At 73.5% G+C, this 12837-nt stretch carries 12 protein-coding genes and 2 pseudogenes; 3 read left to right on the top strand and 11 right to left on the bottom strand.

The genetic code is table 11. The annotated features are described in order from the left end of the window. Positions 1-3 precede the first annotated feature (3 nt). Positions 4-912, bottom strand: a complete 909-nt coding sequence (puuE, locus tag OHA91_RS00455; RefSeq protein WP_031154725.1) for an allantoinase PuuE — start codon at positions 910-912, stop codon at positions 4-6. Positions 913-974: 62 nt separating this feature from the next. Beyond that, the gene (locus OHA91_RS00450; RefSeq protein ID WP_328738252.1) at positions 975-1595 is read right to left on the bottom strand and encodes a hypothetical protein; all 621 of its coding nucleotides are present in this window, start codon (positions 1593-1595) and stop codon (positions 975-977) included. Between the two features lie 853 nt (positions 1596-2448). On the opposite strand from OHA91_RS00450, the gene OHA91_RS00445 reads away from it, so the two are divergent. After that, positions 2449-2853, top strand: a complete 405-nt coding sequence (locus OHA91_RS00445; protein ID WP_240804227.1) for an aggregation-promoting factor C-terminal-like domain-containing protein — start codon at positions 2449-2451, stop codon at positions 2851-2853. Positions 2854-3036: 183 nt separating this feature from the next. Here OHA91_RS00445 and OHA91_RS39785 read toward each other — a convergent pair. The 4 genes and pseudogenes from OHA91_RS39785 to OHA91_RS00430 all read right to left on the bottom strand — a co-directional run. Continuing rightward, a pseudogene (locus tag OHA91_RS39785) lies at positions 3037-3369 on the bottom strand (NAD(P)-dependent oxidoreductase); the annotation flags it as partial. Between the two features lie 92 nt (positions 3370-3461). Further along, positions 3462-4307: a hypothetical protein gene (locus tag OHA91_RS00440; protein ID WP_266505817.1), complete on the bottom strand. Its 846-nt coding sequence runs from the start codon at positions 4305-4307 to the stop codon at positions 3462-3464. After that, a complete protein-coding gene (locus tag OHA91_RS00435) occupies positions 4304-4825 on the bottom strand; it encodes a SpoIIE family protein phosphatase (RefSeq protein ID WP_408059222.1) in 522 nt (173 codons plus the stop codon). The genes OHA91_RS00440 and OHA91_RS00435 overlap by 4 nt, the downstream gene beginning before the upstream one ends. Positions 4826-5308: 483 nt before the next feature. After that, positions 5309-6304, bottom strand: a complete 996-nt coding sequence (locus OHA91_RS00430) for a DUF4344 domain-containing metallopeptidase (protein WP_328738250.1) — start codon at positions 6302-6304, stop codon at positions 5309-5311. 298 nt (positions 6305-6602) lie between these two features. Here OHA91_RS00430 and OHA91_RS00425 point away from each other — a divergent pair, with 298 nt between their 5' ends. Further along, positions 6603-8093, top strand: coding sequence for a sialidase family protein (locus tag OHA91_RS00425; protein WP_051893415.1), 1491 nt, complete (start codon positions 6603-6605; stop codon positions 8091-8093). 113 nt (positions 8094-8206) lie between these two features. Here the strand turns inward: OHA91_RS00425 and eif5A are convergent, their stop codons facing one another. The 5 genes and pseudogenes from eif5A to OHA91_RS00400 all read right to left on the bottom strand — a co-directional run. Next, positions 8207-8674, bottom strand: a complete 468-nt coding sequence (gene eif5A / locus OHA91_RS00420) for a translation initiation factor IF-5A (RefSeq protein ID WP_031154711.1) — start codon at positions 8672-8674, stop codon at positions 8207-8209. A 145-nt stretch (positions 8675-8819) separates the two neighbouring features. Further along, entirely contained in the window at positions 8820-9599 is a 780-nt protein-coding gene (locus tag OHA91_RS00415; RefSeq protein ID WP_051893414.1) for a barstar family protein, read from the bottom strand. 85 nt (positions 9600-9684) lie between these two features. After that, positions 9685-9876, bottom strand: a complete 192-nt coding sequence (locus OHA91_RS00410) for a hypothetical protein (protein ID WP_158714847.1) — start codon at positions 9874-9876, stop codon at positions 9685-9687. 127 nt (positions 9877-10003) lie between these two features. After that, entirely contained in the window at positions 10004-10678 is a 675-nt protein-coding gene (locus OHA91_RS00405) for a deoxynucleoside kinase (RefSeq protein WP_031154705.1), read from the bottom strand. Between the two features lie 483 nt (positions 10679-11161). After that, a pseudogene (locus OHA91_RS00400) lies at positions 11162-11753 on the bottom strand (amidase family protein); the annotation flags it as partial. 172 nt (positions 11754-11925) lie between these two features. Here OHA91_RS00400 and OHA91_RS00395 point away from each other — a divergent pair. Continuing rightward, on the top strand, positions 11926-12798 hold the full coding sequence (locus tag OHA91_RS00395; protein WP_051893413.1) for an alpha/beta hydrolase: 873 nt from the start codon (positions 11926-11928) through the stop codon (positions 12796-12798). Positions 12799-12837 lie beyond the last annotated feature (39 nt).

The raw sequence follows: 12837 nt of genomic DNA, 5'->3' as shown, positions 1-12837 counted from the left end.
GGTTCAGCCTGCGGGCGGGTGCGTGGCCAGCCAGTGCCGTGCGATCTCCTCCCGCGTGGCGACCCACGCCCCGCCCCGCTGCGCGACGTGCTTCAAGAACCCGTCGAGCGCGCGGATCCGCCCGGGCCGCCCGATGATCCGGCAGTGCAGGCCGACGCTCATCATGCGCGGCCGGTCCGCGCCCTCTGCGCGGAGCGTCTCGAAGGTGTCGACGAGGTAGGCGAGCATGTCCTCGGCGGTCGTGAAACCGTGGACGATCAGGAACTTGAAGTCGTTCGCGTCGAGGCTGTACGGCACCACCAGGTGCGGGCGGCCGCCCGCCTCGACGTAGAACGGCAGGTCGTCGGAGTAGTCGTCGCTGTCGTAGAGGAAACCGCCCTCCCCGGCGACCAGCCGCCTGGTGTTCGCGCTGGTCCGGCCGGTGTACCAGCCCACCGGCCGGCGCCCGGCGAGCCGCCCGATCACCGCGGCCGTGCGCGCGATGTCGGCCCGCTCGACGTCCTCGGGCACGTGCCGGTAGTCGATCCACCGCCACCCGTGGCCCGCCACCTCCCAGCCGGCTGCGCCCATCGCGCGCGCCGCGTCGGGGTTGCGCTCCAGGGCCTGCCCCACGGCGTGGACGGTCAGCGGCGCACCGTGCGCCGCCAGCGTGCGGTGGATGCGCCAGAAACCGGCGCGCGAGCCGTAGGCGAACATCGACTCCACGTTCAGGTCGCGCCCGCCCGTCACGGGCGGCGCACCCACGATCTCGTGGAGGTACCCCTCCGAGGCGCGGTCGCCCTCCAGGACGTTCTGCTCCCCGCCCTCCTCGTAGTTCAGCACGAGGCTGACGGCGACGCGGGCACCCCCGGGCCACGCCGCACGCGGCGGCTCGGCGCCGTACCCGGCGAGATCACGCTGCTGCTCGGACACGGCCCGCACCCTACCGCCGCCACCCCGCCCCCGCCGCGCACACGCGCCCGGCCCGGGGAGGTCTAGTACAGCTTGTTCACCGCGGTACGCAGCGTCTTCTTCCAGGAGGCCACGGGCGGCTCGCCCCAATAGCTCGACCACAGCACCAGCGTGACGGTGTCCCCGTCGCGGCCCACGCCCCACAGGTAGTTGAAGTGGGGGCGCTCATGGGCGTCCGCATCGAAGGTGTACATGCCCTGGAGGGTCGCTCCCTCCTCCACGTCCACCACCCCGTGGTCGTAGCCGGTCGCGGTCACCCCCGGCGGCTGCGGCCGGTTCGCGCAGCCGGCGTAGTTGTGCCGGGTCGCCTCCGCGAACGCGACCGCCTCGGCCTCGGTGGCGAAGACCACCACCTTCTGCTGGGCGAAGGCGGTCTCGGCGGTGGTGAAATCCCGGTGCCACACGTTCACCTCGGGCCGCCCTTCCGGCCACCCCTCCAGGCACGCGTCGTACGAGTCGCCCCACCCCCGCGCGATCGGCGCGGCCCGCCACGACTCGGTCGTGGGCAGGTCGGAGATGTACAGGCTCCCCGGCCGCGGCCGCCACTGGTCGGCGCCCGCGGCCGGGCCCGACGCCACTGCGACGGCCAGTACCGCGGCCCCCGCCACGACACAGCCCCCGCGCACCCTCGTACGTACCGCCATGGTCCGCTTCCCCCCGCACGTCTCGGTCACGTGCCTCCAGCCTGAGGCGCCGCCGCCCCGGAACCCGGACCATCCGCCCGCAAACGACCAGAAACCCCACCCTCATTGACCGAAAACGGCAAAAACCCCCAAGAGGACCCCCGCCCTCCGGACGCACCACCTCAGGCGGGGCTCGGACCTCCGCGGAACCCCCGTCCCGCATCCCGTCCCGCGCCCCGTCCCGCGCCCCGGTGCACCGCCGCCGCGCCGCCGAGGCCCCGCCCCGCGTCGACTACGCCCTCACCGAGGCCGGCGCCGCCCCGCCCGCCCCGATCCGCGCCCCGCGTTCCCGGGCGGCCCGCCCACGGAGACGGCGTACCGGCGTACCGGCGGCGCAGGCCCGCTCCCGCCGGCCCTGGCCCCGGGCCGGTGCCGCGGCGGGCAAGGAAGACAGCCCCAGACCGCTCATTTCCTTCGAATCCACCGCAATACGGACATCTGCCCCGGTCCCTCAAAGGGGTACGTCCGGTGACATTCGGTGAGATCCGGGCGTCCCGGTCGTGACCCGCCCCATAGGACTCACGTCACACACGAAGCGCGATAGTAGCCCCGAAGGCACCGCTGCGGCCCCTCCCATCCCGCTCCCACCTGCACGAACACCGTCCCGCCCCCGGCGGGGCCGACGGTCCCCGACTGCGAAGCCCCCTAGTAATGGCGGTCGTTGCCAGGGGGTCGGGGCGTCTGTAGAACTGGATGAGTCGCCGGGCGGCACGGGTCCTCCCCGCCGCCGACGAACCCCTCTCCACCGCGTGAGTGGCTCACGCATGCCGCAGGCATGCCGCGACCGCCCTTGTCCCCTGTGGAAGGTATCTCCGTGTCCAACTCCGTCATCCGCCGCATCGCCGCCTCCAAGAAGGCCCTCGCGGGCACCGTCGTCGCCCTCGGTGTCGCCGGCTCCATGCTCGCCACGGTTCCCGCCCAGGCGGCCCCGACGAGCGCCAAGGCGATCGCCCAGCAGATGATCAAGGACCCGGCGCAGTTCGCGGCCTTCAACAACATCGTTTCCCGCGAGAGCGGCTGGAACCACACCGCCACGAACGCCTCCTCCGGCGCGTACGGCCTGGTCCAGGCCCTGCCGGCCTCGAAGATGTCCTCCGCGGGCGCCGACTGGAAGACCAACCCGGCCACCCAGATCAAGTGGGGCCTGGACTACATGAACGAGCGCTACGGCAGCCCCGTCGGCGCCTGGAACTTCTGGCAGACCCACCACTGGTACTAAGCCACCAGCGGGCAGCCGACGCACACGAATAGACGCCCGGCCGGGACCTCCCGGCCGGGCGTCTTCCGCATACCCGGCCGGGACGGCTGGACCGCGACCGTGACGGGCGAACCGCCGCGCGCCACCCCGCGTTTCGGCTTCCGGGACGTCCGCGTGCGCATCGCGCCGGACGCGAACGGTGGTGCCCGAGCCGAGGGCCGAGAGCCAGACCAGGCGCGTCACGCCGGCTGCGGCCATGGCCTCCAGCACGGGCCCGGCGGTGCGGGTGGCGAGAGCGGACCTGTAGTCCTTGCCCGGTCCCAGGGCGCAGATCAGGGCCTGGCTGCCCCGGGCCGCCTCCTCGACGTCCGCAGCGCAGGCGGCGTCGCCGATGGCGACGGTGACGCGCGCGTCACCGCGCTCCGGCAGCCGGGCCGGGTCACGGACCAGTGCGGTGACCCGGTGCCCGGCCGCGAGGGCCTGCCGGAGCACCTGCCGGCCGATGGGGCCCGTGGCACCGAGAACGGTGAGCTGCATGATCAGGCCTCCTTGGCGTGGGGCGCGGTGGCGGGCCCGCGTTCCGAGAATCCCGCACGGCCCGCCGCCCCCCCCCCGGGGGCCCACGCCTCCTACTCCGCGGGCGTGATCCGCCATGTGCCGCTGCGTACGTCGAGGGTCGCCGTGAAGTCGGCCCGCTGCGGGAACGCAACGTCCAGCCGCCACGGCCGCGGCAGGGCGGCCAGCCCGATGATCACCCGGTCCTCGGTGACTTCACCCAGCGCCCCGATCCAATGGGGTGCGGCGGCGATCAGCTGCTCGGCCGGCCCGGGCCCGGGCTCGGGAACGCGCACCGAGGGCCCCTCGGCGAGGCCGGGGAGGCCGGTGAGGGCGGAGCCGGCCAGCAGGGCCAGCAGCCGCGCCAGGACCGCGGCCGGCAGGGCGGGATCGCGGGTCTCCAGCAGCACGTAGCAGTCGTCGTGGCCCGAGAACCAGACCCGGGAGTCTTCTAGACGGCTCAGGAGCGGCTCGTCGCCGCGGGCCGTGCCGAGTACGAGGGCGACCTCGTCGAGCCGGTCCGCGGTCACGTCGGCGGGCACGTCGATCAGGGACAGTTCGTACGGCGACCAGGTGCCGTCGAGGAAACGGGGCAGGAGAGCGCGGTCCATCACCAGGAGCTCCTCCGCGAGTCCGTGCGTGCCGGACGCCCAGGACCCCAGGGGGTGGACCGTGCACGGCACGCCGAGGTCGGCCGCGATCAGCGAGGGCGGCAACGGCCGCCAGTCCTCGTCCAGGTAGGAGTTGGTCTCCAGCGACACCACCGCGACCGCGCCGTTCGCCGTGGCCGCGGCGACGAGCAGGTCGGCCAACTCGCCCGCCTGCGCCGCGCAGGCGGCCACCCGCCACACCCCCGCCCCGCCCTCGCGGACGCTGAAGCCCAACGGGAACGGCCGGCCCTCCATGCCGACACTGTTCACGCCGAACGCACCGTGCTGTGCGACCTCGACCACTGCTCACCCCCGGGGATCCGCCGGCCACCGTTGCGGTGCCCGCCGCCGCCCATCATCGCGACATCGTCGTGGAGGCGGGTGTGGCGGGGGAGGTCGGTGTCGAGGAAGTTGATGACGTCGGCGGGTCCGGGGGCGGGGCGGTCCGCGAACCGGTGGCGCAGGCGGTTCACCAGCGGGTAGAAGTCGCCGTCGGTGTCGCGGGGCTCCACCAGCCCGCCAGTGACCAGCAGCAGGATGTCGCCCCGGGCGAACCGGTGGCGCCACACCGCAGCCGTGCCGGTCTCGGCCAGGCCGCCCAGGCCCAGCGGCAGCGCCGGCAGGCCGCTCAGGACCCGTACCTCGCCGCGGGAGATGAGGACCGGCTCGACGTGCCCGTGGTCGGTCACCGGCACCCGGTGCGCCAGGCTGTCGTACTCGATGAGCACGGCGGTCGCGAACAGCTCCTCGCCCTGGGCCTCCTGCGCCTTTGCGGCCAGCTCGCCCAGGTGCTGGAGATGAGCAAGGGCACCATCGGCCACCACGTGCGCGTGCTGCGCGAGGCGGGCCTGGTCCGCCTGGCCGAGACCCGCCGGGTACGCGGCGGCACCGAGCAGTACTCCGCCCTGGTCGGCAGAGGCTTCACACTGCACCAGGACGCGGCGGTCGGCCCGGAGTTCCTGATCAACGCAGCCCTCGCAGAGACGCTGCCGAGCCCGCCCGGCCAGGGCCTCGCACACCGTCCTGCGCCACCTCTGGCTCACCGGTGCCGAGGCGCGGGCCCTGGAGGCCCGGCTGCGCACGATGGTCGACGAGCCGCACCCGACGGACCCCGCGCGCGGCGAGCCGTACGGGCTGCTGGTCGGCCTCTTGCGCGCCGGGAAGTGGCCGCCGCGTCGTGTGCCAGGCGCCCGTCCGGCACCGGCGCGTCGCGCCCCGCCCACAGGGCCGGCCACCGGCCGGCGGCGGACGGTCTCATGGGCGGGACCGGCTCATTGGCTGCTGCGGATCTCGTCGATCCGCTCCGCCAGGGCCTGCGTCTCCGCCACCAGCCGCGCATGCGCCTTCTTCTGCTCCCCGTCACCCCGGGCCTTGAACGCCGGGCTGAAGTGCGGCTGGAGCTGGGTCCACCAGCCGTAGTCCAGCATCGCCCACGCCTGCGGGCACAAGGGGGCGCGGGTCTTCGGGAGATAGCCGCTGTCGACCAGGGACCGCTGGTACTTCTTCGGGTCGCTGCCGTACAGGTAGCACAGGAAGTTGTAGGCCCGCTGCTGGGTGACCGGGTGGTCGCTCGACATGCCCTCCAGGGTCGGCCGGCCCTCCTTGCGGGCGATCTCGTCGAAGAGGACCGCGGCGGCCAGCGACGGCCCCGGCCCGACCTCGTTGACGGTGTAGAAGGACGCGAAGCCGTCGGCGGCGTCCTCTTCGAGGCCGAGGTTGGCCAGCAGCAACTGGCGCTGCAGCGCATGGCCCATCTCGTGGCCGAAGATGAACTCCGTCGACAGCACGGTCAGGTCGTCGGTGTTGTACTGCGACGCCGTCAACGGCACGGGCCGCTCGACGGTCTTCACGACATCGGCGAAGGCCTTCTCGATCTCGGCCAGGAACGGCGGCGGGACGAAGATCGTCCTGCCGTCGGGCTGGGTGACGGCGTCGGTGACGCCGCGCGGCACGTCGGCGGTGACCTTCACGACCAGGTCGTGCGGGAGGGCGAGCGTCCTGTTCACCCAGTCGGCCGACCGCTCCAGCACCCCGGACTTCCGGATCAGCGCCACGACCTGCCGGTCCTGCGGTGCGACCGTACCGGTCTCGTAGACGACGCTGACCCGGCCCGAGCGCGCCGCCTGCGGGTGCGGCCCCGCCCCGGGCACCTGCCCGCCGTCGCGCGCCCCGCCGCCGCACCCCGTCACGACGACCCCGGCAAGGGCCAGCACGCCCGTCAGCACCACGACGCGCGTCCTCTTCGAGCAACCGGCGGTGTTCGGCATCCTTGATCCGCTCCCGTGATCCGCCCCGTCGCGTGTCCCCGCACCGATCCTCCGGCCGCCGGGAGGCGGGTGCCCGTCGAGGCGCCCGTTCGGGGGAGGGCCCGCCCGTGCGCGTCCGCCCGAGCACGTCCGCCGTGCACCTCGGCGACGCCGGGGAAGAGCACGCCGTTCGGCCCATCAAGGGCCCCGGCCACGACGCCGAAGAACACCAGGCCGAGTCATCACGTCACCCCACCCCCGCCCGCCGACCACGACGGTCCCGCACCGAACGGCCGCCCAGGCCCGGAGGAGATCCCGTATGCGCGCCTTCCCGCCCCTGGCCGCTGCCGCCGCTGCTGCGCTCCTGCTCGCCACGGTCACCGCCGCGACCCCCGCGACCGCAGACCGCAACCCCGGCCCCGGCGCCGCCCCGGACGGCGCACCCCTGGTCAGGGTGTCCCACGGCGACCCGTACGCGGACTGCACCATCGGCGCCAGGTCCCCCGACAGCGTCGTCTACCCGGGCACCGAGGTCGAGCCGTACCTGTCCGTCGACCCGAACCACCCCGAGCGCGTGGTCACCGTGTACCAGCAGGACCGCTGGAACGACGGCGGCGCCCGCGGCCTGGTCGCCTCCTGGACCACGGACGGCCGCACCTTCCACCGCAGCACGCTGCCGTTCAGCCTCTGCGCCCCGGGCGGCGCCGACTACGAACGGGCCACCGACCCCTGGGTGAGCACCGGCCCCGACGGAACCGTCTACGCCAGTGGGGAAGGCGTCGACTTCACCCGGAGCACCCGCAGCGCCCTCCTGGCCGCCACCTCCCGCGACGGCGGCCGCACCTGGCACCACCTCACCACCACGCACGTCGACGAGCAGCCGTTCTTCAACGACAAGCCCTCCCTCACCGCCGACCCGATCCGCAAGGGCACCGCCTACCAGGTCTGGAACCGCCTGGACAACGACCCGCCCGGCCCGAGCTCCCTCGACGGCCCCGGCTACATCTCCCTCACCCGCGACGGCGGCCGCACCTGGAGCAAGGCCCGGCCGTTCGTCGACACCGCCGCCGTGCCCAATACCCAGACCATCGGCCACGTGATCGTCGTCGACCCCCGCACCGGCACCCTGTACGACTTCTTCGACCGGATCACCTACTCCGACGACCTGAGCACCGTCACCGAAGCCCACTACGCGATGGTCACCTCGACCGACGCCGGCCGGACCTGGAGCGCCCCGACCACCGTCGCCCGGGACACCTCCGTACCGGAGGTCCACCCCAACGACCCCGCCAAGGCACTGCGCGCCGCATCCACCCTGCCCAGCCCGGCCGTCGACCCGAAGACCGGAACCCTGTACATGGCCTACGAAGGCTCGGACTTCTCCGGCGGCGACTTCGACTCCGTCCAGCTCGTGCGCTCCACCGACGGCGGACGCACCTGGGGGAGCCCCGAGCTGATCAGCCCCCCGGGCGTGCCGGCCTTCTCCCCGTCGATCGCGGTCGACGAACGGGGCACCGTCGCACTCACCTACTACGACCTGCGCTTCCTGGAGCCCGGCGACACCACCACCCTGCCCACCGCCTACCAGCTGGCCACGCTGCCGCACGGCGACCCGGAGCGGCAGAGCGAACGACAGGTCTCGCGGGTCTTCGACTGGCTGCAGGCGCCGTTCGCCGGGGGCTACTTCCTCGGCGACTACCAGGGCCTGGCAGCGGACGGCAAGGGAGTGCGGGCGGTCCTGACCGAGACCCACTCCGACGCGCCCCGCAACCGTACGGACGTGTACACCGCCACCCTCCGCACCCACTGACCGCCCGCCCGCCCATCCGCCCGGGCGGGCGGCGGTCGAGGCGTTCCGATTGAGGATCCGGTCGGCGGGGGCCGCGGCAGCCGGCCGCTGCGCACCGGCCGCCGCGGGGCTCGCTACTCCGCGCGGTGGCCGGTGACGGCTTCCCGGCCCATGGCGCGGGTCACGGCGACGCGGACGCCCCTGCCGGCGGCGAAGTCGCTCTCGATGTCCCGGCCGAGCGTGCCCTCCGGCAGCGCGATGCCGTCCCTGGCCTCGCCCGTGGACTCGCCCACGAGCGAGAGGTACCCGTCGTCGATGCCGGTCAGCACGTACTCGGTGAGGACGACCACCGGTACCTGCACGTCGTGGGCGCAGGGGTGCATGTCCTCGTGCCTCTCGCCGGTGAAGATGTCGATCCCCGTGAGGTTCACCTCGGTCTGGCCGCGCTGACCCGACTTCGAGATCGAGACGTCGGTGAGCCTGCAGGGAAAGCCGTCCATGAGCACATGGCCGTTCCTGCGCAGGGTCCCCGCCCGCATCGGGAACGTGTCGCTCCCACTGGCTTCCGCAGGCGGTTCGAAGTCGAGGTCCACGTCGCTCATGCTGCCTCCTGTTGCGAAGGTTTCCGCTGGTCGAGCCGCAGTAGACCACCTCCCGCCACGCGAAGCACCGACCGTTCCCCCGACGGGGTGAGCGGGGGCGCACCCACCCGCCGCGTACGGCCCAACACCCCACCCGCCTCCCCGTTCAGGGCCCGCCGGGCCCCGCACCGGCGCGGCCACCGACACCTCGCCCAGCCGGAACTCCTCGGCGCAGGTGGTCGGAGCGGGACTGGAGGATGGCCAGGGCCTCGTGGATCGAGCAGCCGAGGTGCTCGCGGAACAGCGTGATGGCCTGGACGTTCATGCCGCTGAGGATCTCCTCATCCGCGAAGGAGAGCGGGCCGGCCGTCCAGGGCGCGGACGCGGGATCTCCACCGGGCCAGTCGACGTCGGTCAGGGTGACGAGCAGGCGGCCGTCCGAGAGCGCCACCGCCACGTCCATGCCGCGGGCCGCCGCTTCCGCGAAGGCGACGGGAGCGGTGTGGTCCAGGAGGAAGACGAAGTGCTGGGCCATAGGCCGACGCCACTCGTCGAGCTCGCCGTCGGCGTCCAGGCGGAGGTTGGAGTTCCAGGCAGCCTGGGCCAGGACCGACACGAACAGCCCGAGGAAGTCCGACATCAGCAGGTCGTCCGCGTGGTCGATCAGGATCGCGAGGTCCTGATCGCCGTGCCCGGAGCCGTGCCAGTCGTGGAGGCAGTCCACGAGCGCGTCCCAGTTGTGGCCGAAGTAGCCGAGGAACGACAACTCCCGGGCGAACGTGCGGAAGACGGACGCCGCATCCCGCATCTCCCGGCCGTCCAGCCGCAGGACCAGCCCGTTGCGCTGCACGAGCGCGGCCGTTTCCGACGCCAGCCACGGGTCGGTCGGGGAAGTGAACACGACCCAGGGGGAGCGTCGATCGGTCAGGGTGGGCGTCGGCGGCATGGACGGGATCCTTGCACGGCACTTGCCGGAGGACCGAGCGATTAACGGCCCCGCAGGCCCGGGCGGCGGCCCCCCGGTCCGCCTCTTAGAGGGCGACGGGGTGGCCCCACTCCGTCGTCCCGCTCGCGGGGGAGGCGAGCCCGGCCTCGGGCGCGGCGGCGGTGACGGCGGCAGAGGGTGCGGTGGGCGTCGCTTCGGGTGCGGGCACGGCGACGGGGGCGGCGATCGCGGCGGCGACGGCGAGGACGGCGGTGGCGCGCAGGGTCCACTTCAGCATGGTGAGGCTCCGATTCCGGCGTGTGTACGGCAGTGCCTTGATCGTCGCCACCCGCCGGGTGCCCGGGCATCGTCCCCAGGTCGTGGCCGCCTCCCCCGCGCGGGGGAGGCGGCCACGACCTGCCCGGTCAGAGGCCGGTCGCGGCGTTCGCCCTGACCGCGGCCAGGGCGACCTTGACCTCCTGGACCACGCGGGCCGCGTCGTCGGGGTTGTGCACGACATCCGTGTGGTTCATGTCGACGACGAGGACCTCGCTGGCCGAGTAGTGCAGGTTCACCCAGTCGTCGTAGCCCGACCACAGGGTGCGGTAGTACTCGATGAGGCTCTCGTCCTGCTCGAAGTCGCGGCCCCGCAGGCCGATCCGGTGCAGCACCGTCTCGAAGTCCGCCTTGAGGTAGACCATGAGGTCGGGGGCCTTGCGGTACGGCAGGCCGTCGATCTCGCGCATCATCTCGCCCAGCAGGCCCTCGTACACCTGCATCTCGAGGGAGCTGATCCGGCCCAGGTCGTGGTTGACCTTGGCGAAGTACCAGTCCTCGTAGATGGACCGGTCCAGGACGTTGTCGCCCTGCTTGTACGCCTCCTTGATCGAGGCGAACCGGGTCTGCAGGAAGTAGAGCTGGAGCAGGAAGGGGTAGCGCCTCGCCTGGATCTCCTCGGGGCTCGCCGTGTAGAAGAGCGGAAGGATCGGATTGTCGTCGACGCTCTCGTAGAAGACGTCGCTGCCCAGTTCCTTGGCGAGCAGTTCGGCCACACTCGTCTTGCCGATCCCGATCATGCCTCCGACGCAGATCACTGCCATACCTCACTTCTCCCCGGCGGTCTTCATGTGCGTGGGCGTGCGGGCTGGGCATCTCACACCACTGAGACGCACGCCGACGGCACGCGATTCCCCGGGAGCTTCATGATCAGCGTCAGATGGTCCCCGTCCGGACCGGAACCGGAACCCCTGACACGGGCCGCTCTCATCGACCGGCCGGCCTGGCCCTTCCGCGGTCGCCGCACACAGCGACGAGCCCCGGCCCCGCGGCCAGCTTGAATCTTAGATGACGATTCACCCGTGCCGACCAGCCCTTCGGCGCGCGACGCACCCCCCTCGCCCCACCCCGGCCACGCCCACGCCCGGTGCCGCCGCGCCGGCCGTGTCCGCGCACCGGCAGCAGGCCGTACCCGCCCGACGCCGGGGCGGGGCCCGGGCAGGGGATCAGGCGGGCCGGTGCGTGCCCGCCCATACGGCGGGCCTGCGCTCTGCCCAGGGAGCGGCCTTCTCCAGTTGCGCGGCGAGCCATCAGGTCCAGGAGGGCCGCGCTGTCGCGCACGGTCCGGCTGAGCCCGCCGTGCACGGCGAGGCCGCTGAAGACCTCGTCGGCGTCCGGGCCCAGGGAGACGCGGACGCGGGTGGGCTTGAGGCCGAACAGCCCGGTACTGGCGGCCGGCACCCGGATCGATCCGGCCGCGTCGGTGGCGTGCGCGAGGGGGGTGATGCCGGCGGCGACGGCCGCGGCCGACCCGCCGCTGGAGCCGCCGGGGGTCCGGGTGAGGTGCCAGGGGTTGCGGGTGGCGCCGTACAGGACCGGCTCCGTAGTGGTGCTGTAGCCGAATTCGGGCGTGGCCGTGCGGCCCAGCGTCACCAGGCCGGCCCGGCGGAAGCGCCGCATCAGGAAGGAGTCCTGCCGTGCCACGTTGCCGGCGGCCAGCCGGCTGCCCAGCTCGACGCGCTTGCCCCGCATGGAGACCGCCAGGTCCTTGATGAGGAACGGCACGCCCGCGAGCGGCGTGCTGCCCGGGGCCGGGGCGTCCTCGGCGGGCCAGCTCTCCACCACCGCGTTGATCCGCGGGTTCACGGCGGCCGTCGCCGCCTGGGCGGCGGCGGTGAGCGGCCGAGTGCGCCCGCGCGGCCCTCGGCGGCCCGCCGCCGTGCACGGAGAGGCACGTCCCGGGCGCCAGGGGGCGATCGGCGTCCAGCGGCCGTGGATAGCTTCGGCTGACCGCCCCGGCCCGGCCCGCACTGCCGTGCGCGCGGACGCCCCCGTCGCGAAGGAGACACCCATGGCAGGCCCCGCTTCCCCCACACCCCCGGCGCGCGACCGGGCCCGCATCGAGGACGCCAACGCCACCGGCCGCGTGCCGGCCGTGTTCGTCCACGGCCTCTGGCTGCTGCCCACCAGCTGGGACCGCTGGGCGGCGCTCTTCGAGGAGGCCGGATTCGCGCCGGTCACCGCGGGCTGGCCCGACGATCCGGAGACCGTCGCAGAGGCCGGCGCCCACCCCGAGGCGTTCGCGCGCAAGAGCGTCGGGCAGGTCGCCGACCACTTCTGCGACCTCATCGGCGGACTGGACCGCAAACCCGTGGTCATCGGCCACTCCTTCGGCGGCCTGATCACACAGATCATCGCCGGGCGCGGCCTGTCCAGAGCCTCGGTCGCCATCGACCCCGCGCCCTTCCGCGGCGTGCTCCCGCTCCCGCTGTCCTCCCTCCGCGCCGCCGGCGCGGTCCTCGGCAACCCGGCCAACTACCACCGCGCGGTACCGCTGACGTACGAGCAGTTCCGCTACGCGTTCGCCAACGCGGTCGACGAGCAGGAGGCCCGGCAGCTGTACGAGACGTTCGCGGTACCCGCCCCGGGCCGGCCGCTCTTCCAGGCGGCGGCCGCGAACGTGAACCCGTGGACGGAGGTGAAGGTCGACACCACCGCCGCGGACCGGGGCCCGCTCCTGGTCATCTCGGGGGAGAAGGACCACACGGTCCCCTGGGCCATCGCCGACGCCTCGTACCGCAAGCAGGCCCGCAACACCCACGCGGTCACCGAGATCACCGAGATCGCGGGCCGAGGGCACTCCCTCACCATCGACCACGGCTGGCGCGAGGTCGCGCAGACCGCGCTCGACTTCGTCCGCCGCTTCGCCGACCCCGCCCGGTAGGCGCCCCGCAGCGGCGGCCACCCCTGCGGCGGCCACCCC

Origin of the sequence: Streptomyces erythrochromogenes (assembly GCF_036170895.1) — a bacterium.
GTDB lineage: Bacteria > Actinomycetota > Actinomycetes > Streptomycetales > Streptomycetaceae > Streptomyces > Streptomyces erythrochromogenes.
Note: the sequence above shows the minus strand (reverse complement) of the source record. Positions and strands in the feature narration are given on the sequence as shown.

What these genes read in the sequence shown, in the direction of transcription:
- OHA91_RS00450 (WP_328738252.1), bottom strand. Translation starts at nt 1,595, where the DNA reads ATGGCGGTACGTACGAGGGTGCGCGGGGGCTGTGTCGTGGCGGGGGCC.
- OHA91_RS00430 (WP_328738250.1), bottom strand. Translation starts at nt 6,304, where the DNA reads ATGCCGAACACCGCCGGTTGCTCGAAGAGGACGCGCGTCGTGGTGCTG.
- OHA91_RS00425 (WP_051893415.1), top strand. Translation starts at nt 6,603, where the DNA reads ATGCGCGCCTTCCCGCCCCTGGCCGCTGCCGCCGCTGCTGCGCTCCTG.
- eif5A (WP_031154711.1), bottom strand. Translation starts at nt 8,674, where the DNA reads ATGAGCGACGTGGACCTCGACTTCGAACCGCCTGCGGAAGCCAGTGGG.
- OHA91_RS00415 (WP_051893414.1), bottom strand. Translation starts at nt 9,599, where the DNA reads ATGCCGCCGACGCCCACCCTGACCGATCGACGCTCCCCCTGGGTCGTG.
- OHA91_RS00410 (WP_158714847.1), bottom strand. Translation starts at nt 9,876, where the DNA reads ATGCTGAAGTGGACCCTGCGCGCCACCGCCGTCCTCGCCGTCGCCGCC.
- OHA91_RS00405 (WP_031154705.1), bottom strand. Translation starts at nt 10,678, where the DNA reads ATGGCAGTGATCTGCGTCGGAGGCATGATCGGGATCGGCAAGACGAGT.
- OHA91_RS00395 (WP_051893413.1), top strand. Translation starts at nt 11,926, where the DNA reads ATGGCAGGCCCCGCTTCCCCCACACCCCCGGCGCGCGACCGGGCCCGC.